Raw genomic sequence first — 24,029 nt, forward strand, 5'->3', positions numbered from 1 at the left:
GTCGTGTCTTCTTTCATACCTTATTCCGCTGTCTTCGCGCCTCCGTGGGGGTGTTTGGGTGTTTGCTTTTCCCGAGCGTCCATGGCTGGGCCCGCCACTACCTTGATCGCCATTCGGCCGGCAACGCCCACCGCGCCACGCCGTCGCCACACAGGCCGATCAGCGCATCGCCCTGCGGCGCCCAATGCAGCTGGCGCAGGTCCCAGCAGGCCGAGCGGCTTGCACTCAATGACAGCGACTGCCCCGACTCAAGGTTCCACACCGCCAGCACCGGGGTGCCGCCATCATTGCCGCCCAGGGCCAGCAGTCGCCCGTCGGCGGAGGCCGCAGCCGCATTCAAGGAGTTCAGACCCGGCAGTGCCAGTGAATGCCGAAGCTTGCCACTGGCCAGATCCACCACATGCATGCCCGGATCGCGGCGGCTGCCTTCCATCAGCACGAAGCCGACCGCAACCCAGGCACCGTTGGCCGAGCCCAGCGGCGCTGGCACCCACTGCGCCATACCGGTGTCGTCATTGCCATCGACCTTGCCAAAACGACGCGGCAAGGTCAGCACGCGACTGACCCTTCCGGTCGTGCCATCCAGCTCGGTCAAACCCGCCGGGTCCTCGATCCAGAAGCCCTGCCCCTGCCCGTCCCAGCGCACAGGCTTGACCAGCGAGTTGCCCGGATAGCCGCCAACCACGCCTTGCCGTGGCGCATCGAAGCGTTGCGCATAGATCCATGGCGCGCCGTCGGCTGATGGCGTCGCCTGCGGCTCAAGCACGCGCAGCACATCACGGATCACGCCACCGCCATCCAGGGCGTGGTCGTACGGCACCGGCCTGCCTTGCGTGTCATGCGTCCACTTCCAGCCGCCGCTGATCGGCTGACGCACACCGGCTGCCCAGCGCAGCGGATGCGCCGTCGCCCGCTGCTGGTCCAGGCTGTATTCCACGATCTGCTGCTGTACCGCCAGCCAGGCAGTGCGGCCCTGCGGGTCCACGCTCAGGCCTGCGCGACCGGCATCCGCACTGGCTTGCCACAGGCGTTGCGGCTTGTCGCCCATGCCCGGCGCCCAGCGCCACAAGGCGTCGGGATAGCTGCTGAGCAGGAGTACGCTGCCATCGGCCAGCGGCCGCATGTCGTAGTAGTCACCGCTGCCGAAGGGCAGCAGGCGTTGCGTTGCGGTCGCGTCCTTGTTGCCGCCCGGCGCCGTCAAGGTCGGTTCGACGATGCGACTGTCTGCCTGCGCCGGCAGCTGCCAATCACTGGCGCCGACGCCGATCTGCAGGGCTGCACCGGGCAGCTTGCGCACGGCATCGTAGACCGGATTGAAAAGCGCCTCCGGCACGCGACGGCGGCTCAACCGCGGCGAGGGGCCGCCGCCCATTACATTGAACTCGCGCAGCTGGTCGACGATGCCACCATTCGGATTGGGCCAGTCATCGGTGCGGCTCAGGGTGATGACCGTAGCCGGTTTGCCCAGTGCTTCGTCGACCTGCATGACCCGCACTTCGATTGTGCTTTTGGCGCGACCGAGTACACCGTGTTTCTGTTCGGCGCTGGCCTGCCAGCTGGCGAAACTGCCCTGCAGTTCGGCCAGCTTGTCGCTCATCGCATCGACCGTGGCATCGCGCTGCAGGCGCTGCTCGCGCAGCGGCAGTTCTTCAGCAAGCAATGCGCCCTGCTCCACCGCCGTACGCAATGCCGGCATGCGGTAGCGACGGATGAACTCAGCCTTCAGTTCAGGACGGCGCGCGATCAGCACATTGCCCCAGCCGTGATCCATATAGGCCACGCGGGTACGTTGCACCGTTGCGTTGAACTTGCCCATTGGTGCCAGGCTGGCTTGTACCACCGGCAGCACTTGATCGAACGGCAATGCCACCAGCAACTCGACCTGCTGCAGCGGGCGCTGGTTCTTTGCCAGCAGCGGCGCCTGCAGGGCCGAAGGCAGGCCTTTCTCTGCTTCCTGCTGGGCTGTGGGCAGCAGCTGCCAGTTTGCCGGCAAGGGCGCAGCGGAGGCCAACAACGAAGAGGTGATGCCGGCCAGGCACAGGATCGCGCGGCAGGCGCTGGTGTTTGTCATGGGTCTTCCTTGGTGGTGCTGTGGCGGGATTCTGGAGGCGCCATGTGTATGTGGGGAGCCCCTGTCCTCACCCCAAGCCCTCGCGCGGAGGGAGAGGCACCTGTAGTGCCGAGCCATGCTCGGCAGGGGCCTTGCCGGTAACGCCCCAAGCGCAGCATGGCTGCGCTTTACAGCTAAAGCTGCCCTCACCCCAACCCCCGCTCCGCGCCCCGGCCCTTGCGCTGGCGCAAGGGCGTTCGATGGGCAGCGAACCTGTGGTTCGCACCCTGCCCCTCTCACCCCGCAAGCGGGAGAGGGGCTTCAAAGCCTGCAAAAGCTTCAAAGCCTGCAAAGCTTTACTTGCGCTCTGCCGCACTCGCATCACGTGTCGCGCGGAAACTTTCTTCCGGGCTCCAGTTCGGCCAGTCGCGCGAGTTGGCCAGCTTCTCGCCCAGGGTGTACAGCACTTCCAGGTCACGTGCGGCACCGGCGAAGGTCCAGTCGGCCTGCCATTCGTCGCCCTGCTGGTGGTAGCGCTTGGCGGTGTACTCGTCGGAGGCCTTCTTGCCAGCGGCGACGCCACCGTCAATCCAGTCCTGACCCGCGCCATACGACAAGGCCGGTACGCCGCGCTTGGCGAACGGGAAGTGATCGGAGCGGAAGAACAGGCCGGCTTCCGGCTTGGTGTCCGGGGTGTAGCGGATGTCCCAACCCTTGGCCACGTCCTTGAGCTGGTCCAGCAACTCGACCTTGGCGGTGCCGTAGATGCCGAAGTCACGTGACGGGCTGTACGGCGACATGCCGTCCATGTTGATCACCGCAACAGTCTTGGCCAGCGGGTACAACGGGTTGCTGGCGTAATACTCCGAACCCAGCAGGCCCTTTTCTTCCGCGGTCACGGCGAGGAACAGCACCGAGCGCTGCGGCTTCGGCTGGGTGGCGAAACCACGCGCCAGCTCGACCAGTGCGGCGGTGCCGGAAGCGTTGTCCATCGCACCATTGAAGATGCGGTCGCCGCGCGCATCCGGCTCACCGACGCCGATGTGATCCCAGTGCCCGGAATAGATGACGGTTTCATCCGGGTAGGTGCTGCCTTCCAGGCGCGCAACCACGTTGTGCGAGGTGATGACTTCGTTCTTGACCTGGTAGCTGGCCGAGAAGGTTTCGCCCTTCAGCTCCACTGGCTGGAAATCACGCGACTGTGCCTGCTTCTTCAGCGTTTCGAAATCCAGACCGGCGCGCTTGAACAGGTCTACGGCGAGGTCGCGCTGGATCCAGCCTTCCAATGCCGGATGCGCCTCGGCCGGGTTCTGCCGGACCACGTCGAACATGGTGTTGGTATTGGAGCCGGCCACCGTCGCCCAGCCATAGGAGGCCGGTGCGGTTTCGTGCACGATCAGTACGCCGGCTGCGCCCTGGCGCGCGCCTTCTTCGTACTTGTAGGTCCAGCGGCCGTAATAGGTCATGCCCTTGCCGTCGAAATCACCGGCGCCGGTCTCGAAATCCGGGTCGTTGATCAGCACCACGGCGATCTTGCCCTTCAGGTCCACGCCCTTGAAGTCGTCCCAGTTGCGCTCCGGCGCCTTGACGCCATAGCCGAGGAACACCAGCGGCGCATTGCTGATATCCACCGCGCTGGCGCCGTTCATGGCGGCGCGCACGGCGATTTCCTGGCCCTGGGTCAGCGTCTGCGGCTTGCCCTGGCTGCTCAGCGACAGCACCGGCTTGCCGACGATATCGCCCTTCAGCAGCGGCACGGCCTGGGTCCACAGGCGCTTGCCATCCTGCAGGTCACCGCCCGGCTGCATGCCGGCGGCGGCGAACTGCTTGCTGAGGAAGGCGATGGTCTTTTCCTCGCCGGCGGTGGCCGGGGACCGGCCCTCATAGGCGTCGGAGGCGAGCTCGCGGACGTCGGCCGAGATGCGGGCGCCATCAAACTTGGGCGGGGCAGCCATCAAGGCCGTGGATACCGACATCGCCAACAGGCTGATTACGACTCGTTTCACGCTGTACTCCAGTGGAAAGGCAACCCCCGGAGTGTAGCCAGCCCAGCGGGCGATTGCGCAGTGCCTTAGTGCAGGGTTGCAGCGCGTGCCAGCAGCGCCTCGCGCTCGCGAGCATTGCTGCTCAACAGTGCGGCCTGCTGGAATGCCTGCCGTGCTTCTTCGGCACGCCCGAGCCGCACCAAAAGATCACCACGCACGGCCTGCAGTGGCGCATAGCCCTGCAACTGCGGGACATCGATCAGCGCCTGCAGCAACGCCCAGGCCGGTGCCGCACCGTGGGCCTGCGCCACCGCCACCACCCGATTGAGCTCAACCACGGGTGAGGGCATCACCTCGGCCAGGCGCGCATACAGCGCGGCGATGGTCTGCCAATCGGTCTGCTCGGCCTGCCTTGCGCGTGCATGACAGGCGGCGATACCGGCCTGCAATACGTAAGCATCATCGGCACCGCCCAGTTTCGTTGCCTGATCCAACGCCGCCTGCCCGCGCGCGATCTGCAGCCAATCCCAACGGCTGCGGTCCTGCTCGAGCAGCAACACGGCCGAACCATCGGCGGCGGTCCGCGCACGCAATCGCGACGCTTGCAACTCCATCAAGGCAAGCAGGCCGAGCACGGGTACCGTGTTGGGCATCAACCCGGCCAGCACCCTGCACAGCCGCAGCGCCTCTTCGCAGAGCGCCGGCCGCATCCAGTCCTCACCGCTGCTTGCCGCGTAGCCCTCGTTGAACACCAGGTAGACCACGTCCAGCACCGACTGCAGGCGTGGCGCCAACTCCTGCAGGCGCGGCACTTCGAACGCCACCTTGCGCTCGGCCAGCAGGCGCTTGGCGCGGACGATGCGCTGGGCGATGGTGGGTTCGGGAACCAGGTAAGCACGGGCGATCTCGGTGGTGCTCAAGCCGCACAGCAGGCGCAGGGTCAAAGCGACCCGGCCGTCGGCAGGCAACTCGGGATGGCAGGCGACAAATACCAGCCGCAGCAGGTCATCACCGATGTCGTCCAGATGGTCGGACTGATCCGCGCCCATGGCGTAGTCCTGCTGTTCGTCGATGACCTGCATCTGCCGCTGCGCATGCAGACGCCGTTGCCGCAGCCGGTCGATGCCGCGTCGCTGCGCGGTGGCCATCAGCCAGGCGGCGGGATTGTCGGGGATCCCTTGTCTCGGCCAGTGCTCCAATGCTGCAACCAATGCGTCCTGTGCAATCTCGTCGGCGCTGTCCAGGTCGCCGAGCATACGTGCCAAGCGTGCTACCAGACGTGGCGACTCCATGCGCCAAAGGGTGTCGAGCAGTCGTTGCAGTTGTGGATCGCTCATAGGGCGCGATCAGAGCATCGCGGTGCGATTGCCGCAAGTGCGGAGTGCGGCGTTGTAGGAGCGGCGGCAGCCGCGAAGCTGGTGATGCATACGATCAGGGAAACTTCCATCACCGGGGCGCAAAACAAAAGCCAACCCCTCCCCAACCCTCCCCTCCGCCTTCGGCGCAAGGGAGGGAGCAGAAGCTCACAACTGCACGAACGGCTTGAACCCGCCCCAGAACATGCGCTTGCCATCGAAGGGCATGTCCTTCGGCCCCATCCCGGCCAGGCGTGGATCGGCCATCGCCTTGGCATTGACCTTGTCGCGGTGTGCACGCGAGCGGAACACCACATAGGCGAACACCACCACCTCGTCCTCTTTCAGCTTCACCGCCTGCGGGAACGAGGTGCGCTTGCCCGGCTTCACGTCCTCGGCCACCGCTTCAACATAAGCCAAGGCGCCGTGCTCCTTCCACACTTTCCCGGCCTTGCGCGCGATGCGCTTGTAGTCATCGATCTTCGCGCTGGGTACCGGCAATACATATCCATCCACGTAAGCCATGATCGTCTCCTGGTTATTGGCCCGGCTCGCCATCCATATGGGCGATTTCCCACAGGTGGCCATCGAGGTCGGCGAAGCCGCGCTGGTACATGAAGCCGTAATCACGCGCCGGCATCGGCTCGCTGCCACCGGCGGCCAGGGCCTTGTCCACCAGCTCATCCACCGCTGGCCGGCTGACCGCCGACAAGCAGGTGATCACCTCGGTCTGCTTGCGCGCATCGGTCAGCGGTTTGTTGGTGAAGGTCTGGAAGAACGGCTCCACCAGCAGCATCACGAAGATGCTGTCGCTGATCACCATGCAGGCCGCGTTGTCATCGCTGAACTGCGGGTTGAAGCTGTAGCCCAGCGCAGCAAAGAACGTCCTGGATGCCTGCAGGTCACGGACGGCGAGATTGACGAAGATCATCTGCGGGTTGCCCATGCTCAGCCCTCCGCCGGCATCGACTTCATGCAGTTGACCATCCACGGCTTGCCGTAGCGGTCCAGCAACATGCCCCAGCGGTGCGCCCAGAAGGTCTCAGCCAAAGCCATCTGCACCTGCCCACCTTCGGCCAGGGCTGCGAACACACGCTCGGCTTCCTCGATGCTGTCCACGTCGACATTGATGGTGGTGGCACAGCTGCCATCAGCTTGCGGACCATCGGCGGCCATCAACGTTGCGCCGCCGGCTTCAACCTGGCAATGCGCAACCTGATCCGCTTGCGGCATGAAGCCACCGCAACCCTCCGCATCCATGTCCGGACTGGGCGGCATGTCGCTGTACTTCATTTCCGACACCACCGTGCCACCCAACGCCTTGGCGTAGAACGCCATCGCCTCGTGGGTCTGGCCGTTGAAGCCCAAAAACGGAATCAATTTCATTGTCCTGCTCCTGCTGCTCGGGGTTGGGTTCAGTTGTTGCGTTCGATCTGCTCGCGTAAACGCTGCTCCTGCGCCTGCAATTCCGGAGTGAAGGCGTCACCGAAATCTTCAGCTTCGAAGAACGGACGGATCTCCACTTCCACCGCACTGCCGTTGGTCGGGGTGAACGGGGCACGCTTGAGCCACTCCACCGCCTCGTCCAGCGAGCGCACCTGCCACAGCCAGAAGCCAGCTACCAGCTCGCGGGTCTCGGCGAAGGGGCCATCGATGACGCTGCGTCCTTCGGCGGCAAAGCGCACCCGCGCGGCCTGCGAAGTGGGCTTCAAGCCCTCGCCGGCCAGCATGATTCCGGCCTTCACCAGCTCCTCGTTGAAGGCTCCCATCGCGGCGATTTCCGCCTGCGTTGGCATCACCCCGGCCTCGGTCTCGGGGGTCGCTTTCACCAGCACCATCACTTTCATCACCATGCTCCGTTGCGGGCGGCATGCCCGCTACACATCAGGTACGACGAAGCACGGCAGGCAACCTCGACAAGCTCGCAGCGCCTTTTTATGAATGAGTTCATGCGGCAACGCAGCAGGCGCGATGCGACATCATGTGCCACCCCTGCGCTTGAGGCTGGACCATGAAGTTCATGTTGTTGATCTACATCGACCCGCAACTGCTGCAGACCTTGCCTGCCGATGACTACGACACCCTGATGCGTGGCTGCCTGCAGCACGCCGATGCTCTGCAGGCACAAGGGACACTGCTGATGTCGCAACGTCTGCAGCCCGCAGCCAGCGCACAGACATTGCGCAATCGCCAAGGCGAGTCACGGATCATCGATGGCCCGTTCGCGGAAACCCGCGAAGTTCTGGCCGGCTTCAACCTGATCGAAGCGGCAGACGCCGATGACGCCATGCGCATCGCCAGGCAATTCCCTTGGTCGGCTTACGGCAGCATCGAGGTGCGTGCGGTGGATGATCTTGATGTGGAACGGGTGCGCCTCGGCGCGTGACGGCGTTTGCGGTACTGCAAGGCGGCGCTGTCAAAGAAGGTTGATCCACACACCGCATGATCAGCTGCTCTCAGCTGGTCCTGGTTACACACCGGTCAGCGCCTTCGCTCAGCGGACAGTGCTCAGCGTGGCAATCGTCGAGCCCCCGGACCCGGGCCGATCAAAGCGGCATGTCCGTCTACCTGATCGCACCGGTTGCGTTCCTCCGATTGTGACGCCATCCGCCCGCCGCTGATGTGCTTGTATCCAGGGATCAGCGCCAACCTGGCTGTACCCAACCGGGCCGCTGCGGCCGTGCGCAAGACGCTCCCATCGCCTGCCAGCAGAGCTGCGGCCAATTTCGACATGGCACATACCGGTGTGATCTGCGCGCGCTCGGCCACCCCACCAGCCCGCAGGCAACGGCAAGGACAACGCACTGCTGATGGCCATCTTCGGCCTGCCGATGACCAGCGGCAGCATTGACTCACAAAGGCCCGGATGGGGAGTGGCCTGGTTGCTGAAACCCGCCTGGCGAACCGAGGACCCCAGCACCGCGACCGAGCCAACCTGAATGCGAAAACAGGGCAAAAAGACATACCCATTACCATCGTACCTTGACATGCAACATTTTGATTTAAAAGCAAAATTAAAATTTTTACGGAAAACTTAATGAATGGCTATTAACTTTCACGCGTAACCAGCGTTATCTTTCGTTCACCTGGAGTTTAGGTATCTAACTTGATGCCTGCCAGAGAACACCCATTTCGGAGAGAGAGATGACCCATCGCAAGACCATTCAACGGGCTGCATTGAGCGCTGCCCTGACCCTGTGCCTCGCGGGCGTTGCCCATGCACAGAGCACCACCGGTAGCATCTACGGCACGGTGCCATCGGCCGATGCAGGCACCACCGTCCAGGTCACCAACAATGCCGGTTTCTCGCGCACGGTGACGGTAGGGGCTGACGGCCGCTATAGCATCAGTTCCCTGCCAATCGGCGACTACAAGATCAACGTGCAGCGCGATGGCCAGGTCATCGGCACGCGTGATGTGTCGGTGATCGTGGGCGCAGGTACGGATGCCTCGTTCGCCAGCAGTGGTGCCGGCGCATCTACGCTGGAGACGGTCAATGTAACCGCAACCGCGGCAGCGGCCATCGATCTGACTGCGGTGGATACACGCACCGTGATTACCGCTGAACAGCTCAAGCGTCTGCCGATCGGCCGTACCGCTGAAGCCATCGCCATGTTGGCGCCAGGCGCCGTGGGCGGCGCCGGCGGCTACGCCGCACTGGCCAACCTGGTCTCCTTCGGCGGTGCTGGCGCGTCGGAGAATGCGTACTACATCAACGGTTACTTCACCGGCGAGCCGCTTTCCAACCTGGGCGGCTCCGGCCTGCCGTTCGTCGCTGTCGCGCAGCAGGAAACCTACACCGGCGGCTATAGCGCCAAGTACGGTCGCTCCGATGGTGGTGTGATCAACCAGGTCGGCAAGAGCGGCACCAATGAGTGGGAGTTCGGCGCACAGATCGACTGGGCACCAAAGTCCCTGCGCTCGCGCCGTGACGACCTGTACCTGCCCGACATCGACCTGTCGCAGTACAACTCCAATCCCAACCTGCCATCGACCTGCGGTACCGACAAGGACGAGAAGTGCGAATGGGGCTACTCGGATCCGGATCTGGCGGGCACCAAGTACCAGAGTGGCAAGGGGGTGGAGTTCGGCTCTACCCGCTACAGCGGCTACGTGGGCGGCCCGATCATCCAGGACAAGCTGTTCTTCTTTGCCGGCGGTGAGTGGTACAAGACCGACTCGGTGACCAACCCGAACACGCTCGGCAATGCCCGCAGCATCCATGCCGAAGACGACAACTCGAAGTACTACGTCAAGATCAACTGGAACATCAACGACAACAATCTGTTGGAGGCCACCTGGTTCCAGCAGAATGATGACTACAGCGGCAACTACCATGCGTACGACCTGGACACCTTCACTCAAGGTGCGAAGCTCTCCACCGTACCGACGCCGATCATCAAGGAAACCGACTATCGGGTACTGAAGTACACGAGCTTCCTGACCGATAGCCTGACCTTGAATGCCACCTACGGCACCAGCGATTTCACCAACCGTCAGGTCAATCCGAGCATCCTGGCAAACACCCCGTATATCGCAGGCTCGGCGTTCCAGAACCCGGCTGCCAACGGCGGCAAAGAGGTGAAGAACATCCAGGGTGGTTATCAGTCCATTGATGCAAAGGACAAAACCCGCGGTCTGCGCGCCGACCTGGAATGGGTGGTGGGCGACCACACGCTCAGTGTTGGCGTGGACAACATCAAGTTCGAAGCAAAGAACGAGGGCACGTCGCAGGTTGCCGACTACTGGGAATACAGGAAGGCCACCAGCGGCTCCACCAACATCTCGCCGTCACTGGGCGTGGGTGCGCCGGGTGGTGAGGGCTACTACGTGCGCCAGCTGAAGTACTTCAACAACACCAGCATGTCACTTGACCAGAAGGCCTGGTACCTGGAAGACCGCTGGAAGGTGACCGAGAACCTGCTGCTCTCGATCGGCCTTCGCAACGATGAGTTTACCAACAAGAACGACGCCGGCCAGTCCTACATGGATGCCAAGGACCAGTGGGCACCGCGTCTTGGTTTCAGCTGGGACGTGATGGGTGATGCCTCGCTGAAGGTGTTCGGTAACGCTGGTCGCTACTTCCTGGCAATGCCCAACAACGTCGCAATCCGCGGCGCATCGGCGTCTACCTATACCTACCAGTACTACACCTACAGTGGTATCGATGCCAGCGGTCTGCCCACCGGCCTTGCCGAGGTTCCTGGCCTCAACGGTGCACCCGCACCGGGTCCGGTGTCGTCAAACGGCGAATACGGCGTACCGGTCGATGTGTTGGCCTTCGCCCCGAAGGACATGAAGAACATGTACCAGGACGAGTACATCCTGGGCTTCGAGAAGACCTGGGGTTCCGACTGGGTTTACGGTGCAAAGTTCACCTATCGTGACCTGAAGTCATCCATCGACGATATCTGCGACAGCGGCAAGATCGTCGACAAGCTCATCGCCAACAAGATCGATCCGGATTCGGTTGAAGTCGCAAGCTGCTACATGTTCAACCCGGGCGGCAGCAATACCTTCAGCCTGAAGAACGTCAATGGCTCCGGCCGCACCGAGATCAAGATGAACGGCTCCGACTGGGGCTTCGATGAAGGCGTCAAGCGTACCTACAAGGCGATCGACCTGTACCTGGAGCATCCGTTCGACGGCAAGTGGGAAGGCCGCGTGAACTACACCTACAGCAAGAGCGAGGGTAACAACGAAGGCCAGGTGAAGTCCGAGTTCGGCCAGACCAACATCTCCAAGACCCAGGACTGGGATGCTGCCGAGATGATGCGCTTCGCCAACGGCTACCTCGCCAATGACCGCCGCCATCAGCTCAAGATGTTCGGCAGCTATGCCATCACCCCGGAATGGATGGTGGGTGGCAACATCCGCGTGATGTCCGGCTCGCCGATCAGCTGCCTGGGCTACTACAACCCGGACGGCGGCATCAACGAAGGCACCTCGGCCGGCGACCCGATTGGTTACGGGGCCGCTTACCACACCTGCCTGGGCAGCATCGCCAAGCCGGGTTCGCGCCGCAATCCCTGGACCAAGAACATCGATCTGGCGGTGACGTACCGTCCGTCGTACTTCGACGAAAAGGTCACCTTCAGCATGCAGGTGTTCAATGTCCTCAATGAGCAGAAGGCAACCCAGGTGGATGTGACTTCGGAAGAAGACGCATACACGGTATCCAACACCTACATGGTGCCGATTGCCCGTCAGAGCCCGCGTTACGTGATGTTCTCTGCTACGTACGACTTCTAATCGCCTTCAACTGCAAACCCAGGCAGCCCCCGGAAACGGGGGCTGTCTTTTTTGTGGGCAGCCCCCTGAGAACTCGGGACAGCGGTGTCTCCACCGTCCCGCGCTCCGCAGGAAACCGTCCTATTGCTCGCCTCTCAGCGCTGCAGCGCGCCCCCTCTGCGCCCCGAGGGTTGCCGCCTCTCGCAGCATGCGGCGTCGCAGCAAATCAGCGAGAGGAAGTGAGATATTCTGAATGTGAACAGGAGAGAAACTCCACCTCGCTCTATAATTATCACTTATTTCAATGACTTGAAATTAGTTGCAGCTGATATTGCAAAACCGCAAACAATGAAATTAATATTTCGTTCAGCTGCAATGAAATTGAAATTTCAGTGCAGCGCGGTTGCCACAGCAGTTTGCCAAGTCAATGAACGAAGGAAATTTGATGACCCGCAACACCAATGTCACCCGGCTCAAGCGCACCGCGCTGGCCCTCGTCCTCACCTCGGTCATCGGCGCCGCCGCTGCCCAGAGCACCACCGGCTCCCTGTTCGGCAACGCACCCGCCGCCGCCGGTGCCACCATCACCGTCCAGAACGAATCCGGCCTCAAGCGCAGCGTCGCGGTCGACGCCAATGGCCGCTACAACCTCGGCTCGCTGCCGGTGGGCAAGTACTCGATCAGCTTGGAGCGTGATGGCCAGGTTCTGGACAAACGCGAGAACGTGCAGCTGCGCGTCGGCGCGGGTACCGAAGTGTCCTTCGGCGGCGAAGGTGCCACCACCCTGGATGCGGTGACCGTCACCGCTGCCAACATTCCGAAGATCGACGTAAGCAACACCGTTTCCAAGTCGGTGGTCACCGCCGAACAGCTGGCCGTGCTGCCGCTGGGTCGCAGCGCCGAGTCGATCGCGCTGCTTGCACCGGGCGTGATCGCCGGCAGCGGCGAGTTCACCAATGGCTCGCGTTCGGTACTGTCCTTCGGTGGCGCCAGCGTTTCCGAGAATGCCTATTACATCAACGGCTACAACGTCACGAATCCGCTGAACTATCTGGGCGGCGTCAGCCTACCCTACGGCTCCATTGATCAGCAGGAAACCTATACCGGTGGTTACAGCGCGAGCTACGGCCGCTCCACCGGCGGCGTGATCAACCAGCTCGGCTCACGTGGCACCAACGAATGGAAATTCGGCGTGCAGACCACCTGGTCGCCGAAAAGCCTTTCGGCTTCGCCGCGCGACGTCTGGTACCCGCGTGACGGTTCCATCTACCGCTACCGCGATGGCGACGGCAAGACCCAGACCACCTACAGCGGCTACGTCAGCGGCCCCTTGATCGAAGATCGCCTGTTCGTGCACCTCGCCGCCGAGGCCGACAAGACCGATGGCGTGTCCACCAACAACATCGAGTCGGCGCAGCAGGCACGCAACAACTACAGCTACAGCTCGCCGAAGTTCTACGGCAAGATCGACTGGAACATCAACGACAACAACACGCTGGAATACACCCGCATCCAGAACACCGACCGCCAGGCCGGTTACTACACCGCGTTCGACTACGATGACCTGAGCGGCGGTGGCCGTACCGGTGTCTATCCGAACACCACCAAGATCAAGGACACCTTCGACATCTTCAAGTACACCGGCTACCTGACCGATGACTTGACCTTGAGCGCTACCTACGGCCGCAGCAAGCAGGACAACCTTGCGTCCAACCCCAGCGACTCGCCGTTGCCGTACATCAGTGGCTCCGCCTATCAGGACCCGTTGATCACCGGCGGCTCACCGATCCGCAATTCGCAGGCCACCAATGCGGGCAAGGCCAGCGACGCAGGCAGCAAGACCCGCGGCCTTCGCGTGGATCTGGAATACCGCATCGGCAACCACGAGCTGACCGCCGGTATCGACAACATGTACTACAACGCGCACAACGAAGGCCAGTCGATGACCGGCCCGGGCTATGCGTGGATCTACTCGCAGGTCGATCCAAACGAATCGCCGAACAGCAAGTTCAACATCGCAGCTCCCGGCGGCGAGGGTTACATGGTGCAGAAGTACATCTTCTCCACCACCACCAGCATGAGCGTGGAGCAGAAGGCCTACTACCTGGAAGACCGCTGGCAGATCACCCCGAACTGGCTGGTCACGCTGGGCCTGCGCAACGACAAGTTCACCAACTTCAACAGCGCGGCGGTTGCCTATGTTGAAAGCGGTGACCAGTGGGCCCCGCGCGCCGGCGTGAGCTGGGACGTGTTCGGTGATTCCTCGCTGAAGGTGTTCGCCAACCTTGGCCGTTACTACCTGGCCCTGCCCAACAGCGTGGCCATCCGCGGCGCGTCTGCATCCACCTATACCCGCGAGTATTTCACTTACTCGGGAATCGATGCTGACGGCAACCCGACTGGTCTGCATGCACTGGGCCCGGGTCCGGTGTCGTCGAACAACGAATACGGCGTTGCACCGGATCCGTACTCGGTCGCGCCAACCGACCTGAAGTCGCAGTACCAGGACGAACTGATCCTCGGTTTCGAAAAGACCGTGGGTGAATCCTGGAACACCGGCGCCAAGGTTACCTATCGCCGTCTGCAGGCTGCCATTGATGACGTCTGCGATCCGGACCGCATGGCCGACAAGCTGTCCGCCGCTGGCGTGGACCCGGGTTCGGTGACTATCCCGGGCTGCCTGATCTTCAACCCGGGCAAGACCAACACCTTCATGCTGGCCAACGTCGACGGCTCGGGTTACACCCAACTGCAGATGAGCGGCCACGACTGGGGCTTCGGCAGCCAGAAGGCCAAGCGTGACTACGTCGCCATCGACCTGTTCCTGGAACACCCGATGAGCGACAAGTGGTACGGCCGCCTGGATTACACCTGGTCGCGCAGCTTCGGCAACACCGAAGGCCAGGTGAAGTCGGATATCGGTCAGGATGACGTGTCCAAGACCCAGGACTGGGACGGCTCCTACCTGATGGAGTACGCCGGTGGTTACCTGGCCAACGATCGTCGCCACCAGCTGAAGGGCTTTGCTGCCTATCAGTTCAACGATGAGTGGACCGCGTCGGCAACGCTGAGCGTCGCCTCGGGCATGCCGAAGAGCTGCCTGGGCTACTACGGCACCGATATCAACGATCCGATGGGCTACGAGTCCGCTTATCACTACTGCGGTGGCAAGCCGTCGCGTCCGGGTGATGCAGGTCGCCAGCCGTGGACCAAGCGCCTCGATCTGGGTGTGCAGTACCGCCCGGCCTTCGCCGAGCACAAGCTTGCATTCGGCCTGAATGTCTTCAACGTCTTCAACGAACTGAAGCCGCTGCAGAGCGATCCCTCGTACGAAGTGGGCCCGAAGAAGATCTCGGAGACCTATGGCATCGGCACGTTCTACACCGCCCCGCGTTCGGTCCGTCTGACTGCGTCCTACGACTTCTGATCGGGAAGCGAAGTAGCAAAGCAATCTCTCATTGACGATGTACTTGAAACCCCGGCCCAGCGCCGGGGTTTTTTTTCACCCGCGATTGGAATATTGCGAACTGCTGTACCCGCACCAGTCAGCACAATGAAAACACAAGTCCATTGCCGAACATTCTGTCGCTTGAAGCACGTTGTTCATGAAATCGACAGATGAAAAAAAGCCATAAAAAAAAGCAAAGACCCTCATATTCGCCGCCGTAATTTGTCAGGCAACAGACTGAGTCGCCAAATTCTCGTGAGAGCGTCGACAGCCACGCACTCGCAGCGCTGAGTCTGAAAGTCACCGGGCAACTACTTCCTTGAGGGGATTCGATGAGCACTTGCACGCAGAACAGAAACATCCTCCAGAGCATCACATTGGCATTGATGCTCGCTGCATGCGTGGCGCCGGCCTACGCGCAAAGCACCACCGGCGACATCATCGGCAATGGCTCCGCATCACAGCGGGTACAGGTAAAGAATCTGACCACCGGCAGCGCACGCGAGGTGCTGGTTGCAGCCGATGGCAGGTTCCGCATTTCAGCACTGCCCATCGGCGAATACGAGGTGTCAACGCTGGACGGCGATACATTGGTCAGCACTGGCAGAGTTCAGGTGATCGCGGGGCAGGCAAGCACAGCCAACCTGGCAGCAGCAGCGGGCGCCACCTCACTGGATCGAATCACCGTACGGGGGCGTTGGCCGAACCAGATTGACGCTACCAGCGTAGAAACCCGTACCACCTTCTCCGCCGAGCAGCTCAATACCCTGCCGGTTGCCCGCGACATAACCAGCATCTCGCTGCTCACACCCGGCACGGTTGCCAGCTCAGGCTACTTCGGCCCGGCCTCGTTCGGTGGCGCGTCGGCGGCCGAAAACAGCTATTACGTCGACGGCTTCAACGTCACCAATCTGTACGACAGCCTGTCGTTCTCGGAGGTGCCATTCCAGGCCATCGACCAGCTCGATGTCCAGACCGGTGGCTACGGCGCCGCCTATGGCTTCTCCACCGGCGGCGTTGCCTCAGTCAACGTCAAGCGCGGCAGCAACGAATGGAAAGGCGGTTTCAGCTGGGCAGGCGCTCCCGCCGGTTTGCGCGAGAAAGCGCCGGATACCTTCCGCACCGATGGCAGCCTGTTGCGCTCCTACGACAGGAACAGCAGCAGTACCAACACCTATACCGCTTGGGTTGGTGGGCCGCTGATCGAGGACAAACTGTTCGTGTTCGCCTTGGGCGAGTTTGGTGACTCCAAACAAACCCTCTACGGGGCACGCGTTGGCAGCCAGATACGCAATGCCGCTGACCCGGATACGCCGGTGGTTCCAACCTCATTGGACGTCACTGCTTACGACTACGAGTCGAAGACCCCGTACTGGCTGGTCAAACTCGACTGGTACCCCAATGATGCGAATCACATCGAATACACCGGCTTTGACAACAGCAGCCGCTATACCTATGACTACTTCCAGGCCGCTTACAGCAACGATGGCAGCCACGGCGAGCCGTCCAGGACCAGGGCATTGGGGCAACTGGTTGGCAAGAGTGGCGGCCAGACCGACATATTCAAATGGACCAGCTACCTGACCGACACCCTGACCGCGTCGCTGCAGTACGGGCAGATGCGCAACCGCAACTCACAGTTCACCATCAGCCCCGATGGCACCGTGAGTTCCTACGATGGCAGCATCGACGGCAATAGTGGTGCATGCCCGTATGTGATCGGTACCAGCGGCTCGCAGATTGGTTGCGCCCCAACCGACGTCGTCAACATGCAGGGCGGCCATGACAAGCGCAGCAACACCCGCCTCGACCTGGAGTGGCAGCTTGGCAAGCACAAGATCAGCGGCGGTTACAGCGACGAAGACTGGGATTCCACCGCAGGTACATCCTATTCGGCGGGCGCGTACTGGCGGCTGACCCCAGCCTATGCCTACCTGATCAATTTCCGCACTGGCGGCGGGATTGGCATCGACCAGAAGTCCTGGTACCTGGATGACCACTGGCAGATCACCGACAACTTCATGCTCTACGTCGGTATCCGCAACGACTCGTTCGAGAACAAGAACGGCTCGGGCGCCACGTTCGTCAAGCAGGACAACATCTGGCAGCCGCGTCTAGGCGTCTCGTGGGATCTGTCCGGCGATGGCAGCAGCAAGCTGTACGCCTCATTGGGTCGCTACTCGTTGCCGATCGCTGCCAACGTTGCCCTGCGCGCCGCATCCGCCTCGTACTACACCTACAACTACTACAGCTATGACGGCTTTGACGCGGTCACCGGCGTGCCCAATGTCACCGGCTCCTATGCTGACGGCGCGTACGACTTTGTCGTGAATGGCGAAGGCGGCAGCACCCCGGACCCGAAGGCCGTCGCCAGCAAGGGCCTGAAGCCCTACACGCAGGATGAGGCCATCCTCGGCTACCAGTACGAGCTGCACTCGGACACAAGCTGGCTCGACGCATGGACGCTCAGTGCAAAAGCCACCTATCGGCGCGTCAACAATGTCATTGATGACACCTGCGATACGCGCCAGCTGTACAACGCTGCCGAGGACGCCGGCTATGACGTCTCCAGCTGGGGCGATGAATGGGGCATACGCGAAGGGCTACCCGGCTGCTACCTGTACAACCCGGGCCAGGACCTGACGCTGAGCTTGGATGTGGACGGCAACGGCAGCGCTGAAACCCTCACCGTCGCCGCCGACAAGCTGGGCCCGGAGGCCAAGCGCTACTACAAGGCATTGACCCTGGCTGCGGAGAAACACACCGACAAGTGGTATGCCAGCTTCAACTACACCTGGGCCAAGCTCAGCGGCAACTACGAAGGCCTGGTGAAAAGTACCAATGGCCAGAGCGATACCGGCACCACCTCGGATTTCGATTTCGCCGAGCTCATGTACGGCGCCGATGGTTACCTGTTCAACGACCATCGCCATACCTTCAAGCTTTATGGCGGCTACAACTTCAACGATGAATGGCAGGTGGGTGCCAACATCCAGGTGCAATCGGGCGCACCGATCAGCTGCCTCGGCGGTGGCATGGGAACATTCGGTGCCGAATACGGCTATGCCGGCGTATTCCACACCTGCAACATTGGCGAAGACGACATCTCCAGGCTGGGCGGCTCCGGCCGTACGCCGTGGACACTCAACTTCAGCCCCAATGCTGTCTACAAGCCGAAGTGGGCTGAGGGCCTGAGCATGCAGCTGTCAGTACTCAATGCCTTCAACTCGATCAAACCGTTGCAGGTATATGAAACCAGGTATTCGTACAACTCGGCAGGCACGATTACCGATTTCTACAACTACCGGGCCGGCAAGTATTACACCACGCCACGCTACGCCCGCCTGCAGCTGCAGTACGACTGGTAAACAACGCGCCGAAGCGGGGTAGCCACGGGTGATTCCATCCGTGGCCACCTCCGATCAGCGCAACCGGCCATTCTTCCACCTATCGAACAGGGGCGTGCGCGCAATCACTGCGTAATGCTGATATCGAGCGTGCTGCCGGCAACAGCCTGATTGCCACTGTAGTCCTTCGCAGTGATGCGAATCGTGTAGTTACCCGGCTGCAGCTCCATCGGCTGCAGTTCACCACTTCCCAACAGGCCATCACGCACGGTATTGGTCAGCACATACCGGAAGCGGGTACTGCTGCTGCTGCCATGCACGGTGATGCCGCTATCCGCCGCATAAGCGAGCTTCACCGCTTCGCGTTGCGGTGGCATGCGGTTGAAGATGATGTTGGTACGGGGCTGTTCGTAGCCAGGCAGCGCGCGGCCGGTGGCATCGAGTATCTGGTAGCCCAGGCTGTACAGGCCAAGCCGGCGTCGAGGCAGGTTGTTGTCGACCTGGTCCCAGGCCTCGACCACCAGCTGCAGGCCACCGCTATCGCGCGACACCTGCAGGCGCCCATCGACCTTGTCGATCAACCGCTGGTTGTTGCTGTCGAGCAGGGCGATGTCGTCGATCTTCGGGGCGACATGATCGGCGTAGTTGGAAAAGCCAAGACGCACCGCGTTGCGCTCATAGCTGGACGGACCTACGGCAAGATGCACATGCGCCTGGTTGTTGATGCTGCCCAATGCATCACCGGGCTGGAAGCGCGTGCCACGACGTACGCGCACGCGATCCAGCTGACCACCTTCGTCGTAGACGAGCTGCATGCGCGCTGGGTCCAGCGCTCGGTTGGCTGCATCGCGGCCAACCTTCATGTGGATGTAATCGAGCTTGTCCAATGACAGGCCCTCGGCCTGGCCGCCCAGCGTCCAGGTCGATGCCGGGCTGCTGACCTTGGCACTGGCGATGGCCAACACAGTCTGACCCACATCACCGCGCACATCGAAACCACTGTGCAGGTGGTGGCGGCTCTCGCCGCTGAAGTTGCCACGCACCTCGCCCAGCGTACCGGTCACTTCATGCCAGCCCAGCTGTGGTGCCAATGGCCAGCGGCCCTGGTTGGCAGGCAGAGGATTATCGGACGAGGGCCCAAGCTGCGGCGGCACATCAGCCTTCGTCGCGATGTGTGGCACAAGGTGATGGAGACGGTATGCATCGGCGTCGCTCAGCAGCAGGCTGCCGTCCGGCGCCAGCGCCAATCCTGCAGGGCGCGCAAAACGCTGCGCGTCGTTGCCCGCGACGGCCACCAGATGGCCATGCGGCGACAGCTGCACCACGCGGCCGCTGAGGCGCTCGCCAATGTAGACCACGTCGTCATGGGTAATGGCCAGGGTCATCGGTCCCCACAGCACCCTATCGGCGTTGGGCATGCCAACGCGGGTGCTGACCATGCCGGTGCTGCTGACCGTGCGTAGCGCGTTGTTCTGCAGGTCGGCGACCCAGAGGTTGCCGTGGCTGTCAAACTTCAGGTCGGTCGGTGTATCAAAACGCGCCTGCGCACCCTGCCCGTCTTCCCAGCCCGGCAGTGCACCGCCAGCCAGGGTGCTGACCGTGCCGTCGGCAGCAATCACGCGGATGCGGTCATTCCAGGTATCGGCGACATAGACGCGGCCGTCCGCGCCCACCGCCACGCCCATCGGCCCATTGAAGCGCGCCTGCGCGCCCTTGCCATCAGCGAAGCCAGGCGTGCCATCACCGGCCACGGTAGTGACTTGACCCTGCGCGCTGATCCTGCGAATGGCGTGGTTGCCGGTGTCGGCTACATAGAGATTGCCCTGCGCATCCAGAGCGATGCCCGACGGCGTATTGAACCTCGCCGCAGTGCCCTGCCCGTCGGCAAAGCCTTCAATGCCACCGGCCAGAACCTGGAAGGCACCGTCCATGCCGCGGTAGAGAATGCGGTTGTTGTCGCCGGCATCGGCAAGGAACAACAGGCCACCGCCCATCGCCAGTCCCCAGGGATCACTGAAGCGGGTCTGTGCGGGCTTGCCGGCGCTGTTGCCCGCCACGCCGTCACCGCCCAGCAGCTCGATCTGCGCCTGCCAGCCCAACGGCGTCGGCGGAGGGCCAGCTGGCGCGGGCGCCTGCGGTGACCACACGAAGGTGGCAGCAAGCGCGGCGCCGGTCACGGCGATGACGGCAATTACCCAATGTTTGCGATCCATGTACACCCAACCAACTACGGACCCGGCACGATAGACGCTCACGGCCCGCGGCGAAACCGCCGAAAGCCCTGCATGGTGGAGAACCGTATGCATCTATATCTGCAAGAAGAGGCGATCCGCCTGCAAGCTGGGCAGAGCACGGATATCAGCCTGTCGCTGTCACTGCCCTCGCTGCTGGAGGCGGGACTGCAGCATTTCCCGCCTACGGAGCAGGCAATGGAACAGGCCATCGCCAGCACCGAAGATGCCCTGATGCCATGGATTCCAGCCCTGCGCCTGGATTCGCTGGAGGTATTGGAGTGTGCCGATGCGGTGCTGGCTCCCCTGCCAGGCGTGTTGGGCTATCCACCGCAAGCGATCTGGGAGCTGGACATCGACGAAGTCGAGCGGGCATTCAACCAGCTGGCACAGGTGGCGGCGGGGATGCCGGCAAAGAGCCTGGATGTACCCGAGAACCCGGCTTTCGTCGCCGCGCTGGTGGTGGTGCGCGAGCTGATGCATCACGTTGGCTGGGAGCAGTTGCGGTTGCTTGAGGCTGGGCTGGCTGCTGCTGAGAATTGAAGCCAGGGCAAAAGCACCCCTCCCCAACCCTCCCCTGCTGCGCAAGGGAGGGAGCTCACGCCAAAGCTGCGGCGCTGCGCGAACTGCCCCCTCCCTTTGCCGCAGGCAAGGGGAGGGCTGGGGAGGGGTGCCTTTGCTCCTTTTTTGCCTTTCTCGCCCCCGAAAAACCCACTACAAAGCAGGCTTCTCCGGCCCCGTCCCCATCGCCTCCCGGTAACGCCCATACAAGGCCAGCACCTTGTCCACGTATTGCCGCGTCTCCGCATACGGCGGCACCCCGCCATAGCGCGCAACCACACCGATTCCGGCGTTGTAAGCCGCTGCCGCCAAGGTCCGGTCACCGTTGTAGCGACGCAGCAGCGACTTCATGTAGCGCGCACCACCGCTGATGGACTGTGCAGGGGACAGGGGATCACTCACCCCGTACTCGGTTGCCGTCTCCGGCATCAACTGCATCACCCCCTGCGCGCCCTTGGGCGACACCGCTTTTTCATCGAATGCGCTTTCGGCATGGGCGACTGCACGCAACCAGGCATCATCCACGCCGGTGGCTTTGGCAGCGGCGCGGAATTGCGGGGCGTGCCGGTTCAACTGCGGCGTGCCTACCCGGCCCAGACCTTCATGGGCCGGCTCACCCGGCGGCGTGGCTACGGTGAAGCGCAGGTAAGGTATCGAGCCCGGCAGGTTGCGGGTCGAATAAACCAGCTTGCCATCCTGCTCACGCTCGTACAGGGTGCCACTGAACACACCGAAGTTTCCCCAGAGATTGGGCGTCTGCACGGCGTTGTCATCGATCTCGATGGCCTTGCAACTGGAGCCCGGCTCCGGCGCAGTGGCCATGCTGACCGTGCCTTTCTGCACGCAGCGGTACACCGTGCGTGCCTGCAACGGCGCGCACAGCCCGTACAACAGCAGCAACAGCACAAGTGCGGCCGCGCGCGGCATGGGGCCAGATCCAATCGTGAGGAAGGAGACGATGCTGAGCCTGCCTGTTTGAACGGCAGGTGATGAAAAAGCCGCCAATCGCGTCCAGAATGAATACCTGCTTTCCAGCCCCTTCCATCCCCCATGACCGTGCCCCTGCTCGGCTTCGATAACCCCCAGTTCCATACCGGACGCAATACCAGCGTACGGCGCGGCGCACGCTGGCATGGGGTGGCGCAGGCGTGTATCGAACTGGGTGAAGGCCGCCAGATTGGTCCAATCTCACTGCAGACCGAGCTGCGGGCCTTTGATGCCCTGGATGAAGCCGATCTGCGCGATGAGCATGATCCGGGGTGCCGTACGCCTGCGGGATTGCTGGCGGTGATGCGGCGCTTGTATCCCGGGTTTCGCAGTGATGAGCTGGTGACGCTGGTGCATTTCTGGGTGGAGTGAGAGCGCAAGCATCAGAGAAGCGGATAGACCGACTTTTGGTTTTTGGCTTTTGGCTTTGGTTTTTGGCTTTTGGCTTTGGCTTTGGCTTAGGCTTTGGCTTTGGCTTTGACTTTGACTTTGACTTTGACTTTGGCGTTGGCGTTGGCGTTGGCGTTGACTTTGACTTTGACTTTGACTTTGGCGTTGGCGTTGGCCTTCCCTTCTCCCGTTCACGGGAGAAGGTGGTGCGAAGCACCGGATGAGGGGAGCTTTTGCTTTTGCTTTTGCTTTTGCTTCAACTAAAAAACCAAAATCAAAAAAGCTCCCGCCGCAATCAACGCCCCTGCGCCGCCCGCAGATGCGTGCCCACCGGACCCGAGAACGCACGCCCATCGACCACATCCCAGTTGATCGACCAGGTCATCACCCCACGAAAATCCGGATGCGGCTGGCTCGGCTTCACCTCATCACACTGAGTAGCCGTGGTCAGGCAATCGAAGGCGCGGTTGATATCCGCCGGTGTCGCATAACCATTGCCTGCAGCGCGCAGGCCCGACGGCAGCGCCAAGGCAACCTGGTCCGCACGCAGCCCAGCAAAGCGTCCTTTGCCACCGGCCAGATCAAACCCTTCGATCAGCATCCTGGCGGAGCCCACCATCATGTCCACGCTGCCACCTGGATACTTCTCCGCGCGATAAGGCGTGGGCAGGCCGCCGTTGTTGTAGAGCTGCACGTGCAGCAGGTCCAATTCCTCGCGCAGGCCATCTATCAGCGGAAGATACGCACCCCAGATACCCTCCATCGATACCATGCCGCCCTGCACATACGGGTGCTCCGGCGCCATCGACACATACAGGTTCGGGTACATGCCGTGCAGGCGCTTCACCGCCGAGATCAGGTGCGGCGTAACCGGTGCGCCGTGCACCACACCAGCAATCTTTTCCAGATCAACATCGATGCCATCGAAGCCATAGGTATTGATCGCGTCGGCGGTGGTGCGGACGAAATTGTCCTCATCGCGCTGAGTGTTCAGGGTCACCGTGCCCAGCTCGCCACCGAACGACAGCACCACGATCTTTCCCTGCGCGCGCTTGGCAGCGATATCGGCGATCAGCTGCGTACGGTCCAGCGCGGGATCGGGGTTGAACGCAACCTTGCCCTCGCCTTTGTCATCAGCGAAGGCCAGCACGATCACGTCCCAGCTCTCATCCACCTTGCCAACCGGCAACAAGCCCACGCCGTTGTCGAAGTTGTGCAGATAGCCAACAAGCGCATGCTTGGGCAGCGCATGGCTATGCCCGGGAGCAACGCCCACACCTGCGGACGGCACCGGCACTGGCGTTGCCTGACAGCCGAATGTGGAAACAAGCGCCAGCGCGGAGAACAACAGACCGATCGACTTCATCGCACCACCAGAAAGGGAAGACCCCCGATTCTAGGCATGCAAAACCGTCAAAAAATCATTCAAAGACAATAACTTAGA

Annotated in this window: 17 protein-coding genes; 7 read left to right on the forward strand and 10 right to left on the reverse strand. The window is 62.1% G+C overall.

Features of this window, described 5'->3' with window-relative positions; all coding sequences use genetic code 11:
• Positions 1-97: 97 nt before the first annotated feature.
• The 7 genes from ACVOLS_RS15730 to ACVOLS_RS15760 all read right to left on the reverse strand — a co-directional run bounded on the left by ACVOLS_RS15730 (position 98) and on the right by ACVOLS_RS15760 (position 7,237).
• A complete protein-coding gene (locus tag ACVOLS_RS15730) occupies positions 98-2,071 on the reverse strand; it encodes a hypothetical protein (RefSeq protein ID WP_481546388.1) in 1,974 nt (657 codons plus the stop codon).
• Positions 2,072-2,406: 335 nt separating this feature from the next.
• Positions 2,407-4,056 (reverse strand): M28 family metallopeptidase, encoded by a 1,650-nt coding sequence (locus ACVOLS_RS15735; protein WP_481546389.1) that lies wholly within the window; start codon positions 4,054-4,056, stop codon positions 2,407-2,409.
• Positions 4,057-4,121: 65 nt separating this feature from the next.
• On the reverse strand, positions 4,122-5,372 hold the full coding sequence (locus ACVOLS_RS15740; RefSeq protein ID WP_481546390.1) for an RNA polymerase sigma factor: 1,251 nt from the start codon (positions 5,370-5,372) through the stop codon (positions 4,122-4,124).
• Positions 5,373-5,558: 186 nt separating this feature from the next.
• Positions 5,559-5,915: a DUF1428 domain-containing protein gene (locus tag ACVOLS_RS15745; RefSeq protein WP_282268480.1), complete on the reverse strand. Its 357-nt coding sequence runs from the start codon at positions 5,913-5,915 to the stop codon at positions 5,559-5,561.
• 13 nt (positions 5,916-5,928) lie between these two features.
• Positions 5,929-6,342: a VOC family protein gene (locus ACVOLS_RS15750; protein WP_481535210.1), complete on the reverse strand. Its 414-nt coding sequence runs from the start codon at positions 6,340-6,342 to the stop codon at positions 5,929-5,931.
• Entirely contained in the window at positions 6,339-6,776 is a 438-nt protein-coding gene (locus ACVOLS_RS15755) for a VOC family protein (protein WP_481546391.1), read from the reverse strand. Before ACVOLS_RS15755 ends, ACVOLS_RS15750 begins: the two co-directional genes overlap by 4 nt.
• 29 nt (positions 6,777-6,805) lie before the next feature.
• On the reverse strand, positions 6,806-7,237 hold the full coding sequence (locus tag ACVOLS_RS15760; RefSeq protein WP_481546392.1) for a YciI family protein: 432 nt from the start codon (positions 7,235-7,237) through the stop codon (positions 6,806-6,808).
• Positions 7,238-7,401: 164 nt separating this feature from the next.
• Between ACVOLS_RS15760 and ACVOLS_RS15765 the strand changes: the two genes are divergently transcribed.
• From ACVOLS_RS15765 to ACVOLS_RS15780, 4 genes are all read left to right on the forward strand, one after another.
• Positions 7,402-7,776 (forward strand): YciI family protein, encoded by a 375-nt coding sequence (locus tag ACVOLS_RS15765; protein WP_481546393.1) that lies wholly within the window; start codon positions 7,402-7,404, stop codon positions 7,774-7,776.
• Between the two features lie 758 nt (positions 7,777-8,534).
• Complete coding sequence (locus tag ACVOLS_RS15770) at positions 8,535-11,642, forward strand: TonB-dependent receptor (protein ID WP_481546394.1); 3,108 nt, start codon at positions 8,535-8,537, stop codon at positions 11,640-11,642.
• Positions 11,643-12,066: 424 nt separating this feature from the next.
• A complete protein-coding gene (locus ACVOLS_RS15775; protein ID WP_481546395.1) occupies positions 12,067-15,048 on the forward strand; it encodes a TonB-dependent receptor in 2,982 nt (993 codons plus the stop codon).
• A 353-nt stretch (positions 15,049-15,401) separates the two neighbouring features.
• Positions 15,402-18,437: a TonB-dependent receptor gene (locus ACVOLS_RS15780; RefSeq protein WP_481546396.1), complete on the forward strand. Its 3,036-nt coding sequence runs from the start codon at positions 15,402-15,404 to the stop codon at positions 18,435-18,437.
• Between the two features lie 104 nt (positions 18,438-18,541).
• On the opposite strand, the gene ACVOLS_RS15785 is transcribed toward ACVOLS_RS15780, so the two are convergent.
• Positions 18,542-20,629 carry an NHL repeat-containing protein gene (locus ACVOLS_RS15785; RefSeq protein ID WP_481546397.1) on the reverse strand — a complete coding sequence of 696 codons (2,088 nt, stop codon included), beginning with the start codon at positions 20,627-20,629 and terminating at the stop codon, positions 18,542-18,544.
• A gap of 87 nt (positions 20,630-20,716) precedes the next feature.
• Here ACVOLS_RS15785 and ACVOLS_RS15790 point away from each other — a divergent pair, with 87 nt between their 5' ends.
• Positions 20,717-21,190, forward strand: a complete 474-nt coding sequence (locus tag ACVOLS_RS15790; RefSeq protein ID WP_481546398.1) for a hypothetical protein — start codon at positions 20,717-20,719, stop codon at positions 21,188-21,190.
• Positions 21,191-21,361: 171 nt separating this feature from the next.
• Here the strand turns inward: ACVOLS_RS15790 and ACVOLS_RS15795 are convergent, their stop codons facing one another.
• The gene (locus ACVOLS_RS15795; protein ID WP_481546399.1) at positions 21,362-22,135 is read right to left on the reverse strand and encodes a lytic transglycosylase domain-containing protein; all 774 of its coding nucleotides are present in this window, start codon (positions 22,133-22,135) and stop codon (positions 21,362-21,364) included.
• Positions 22,136-22,258: 123 nt separating this feature from the next.
• Here ACVOLS_RS15795 and ACVOLS_RS15800 point away from each other — a divergent pair, with 123 nt between their 5' ends.
• Positions 22,259-22,567: an ASCH domain-containing protein gene (locus ACVOLS_RS15800; RefSeq protein WP_481546400.1), complete on the forward strand. Its 309-nt coding sequence runs from the start codon at positions 22,259-22,261 to the stop codon at positions 22,565-22,567.
• Positions 22,564-22,809, forward strand: a complete 246-nt coding sequence (locus ACVOLS_RS15805; RefSeq protein ID WP_481546401.1) for a hypothetical protein — start codon at positions 22,564-22,566, stop codon at positions 22,807-22,809. Before ACVOLS_RS15800 ends, ACVOLS_RS15805 begins: the two co-directional genes overlap by 4 nt.
• Before the next feature lie 71 nt (positions 22,810-22,880).
• On the opposite strand, the gene ACVOLS_RS15810 is transcribed toward ACVOLS_RS15805, so the two are convergent.
• Positions 22,881-23,951, reverse strand: coding sequence for a chitinase (locus ACVOLS_RS15810; RefSeq protein WP_481546402.1), 1,071 nt, complete (start codon positions 23,949-23,951; stop codon positions 22,881-22,883).
• Positions 23,952-24,029 lie beyond the last annotated feature (78 nt).

It is taken from the genome of Stenotrophomonas sp. STEN038 (assembly GCF_056759895.1).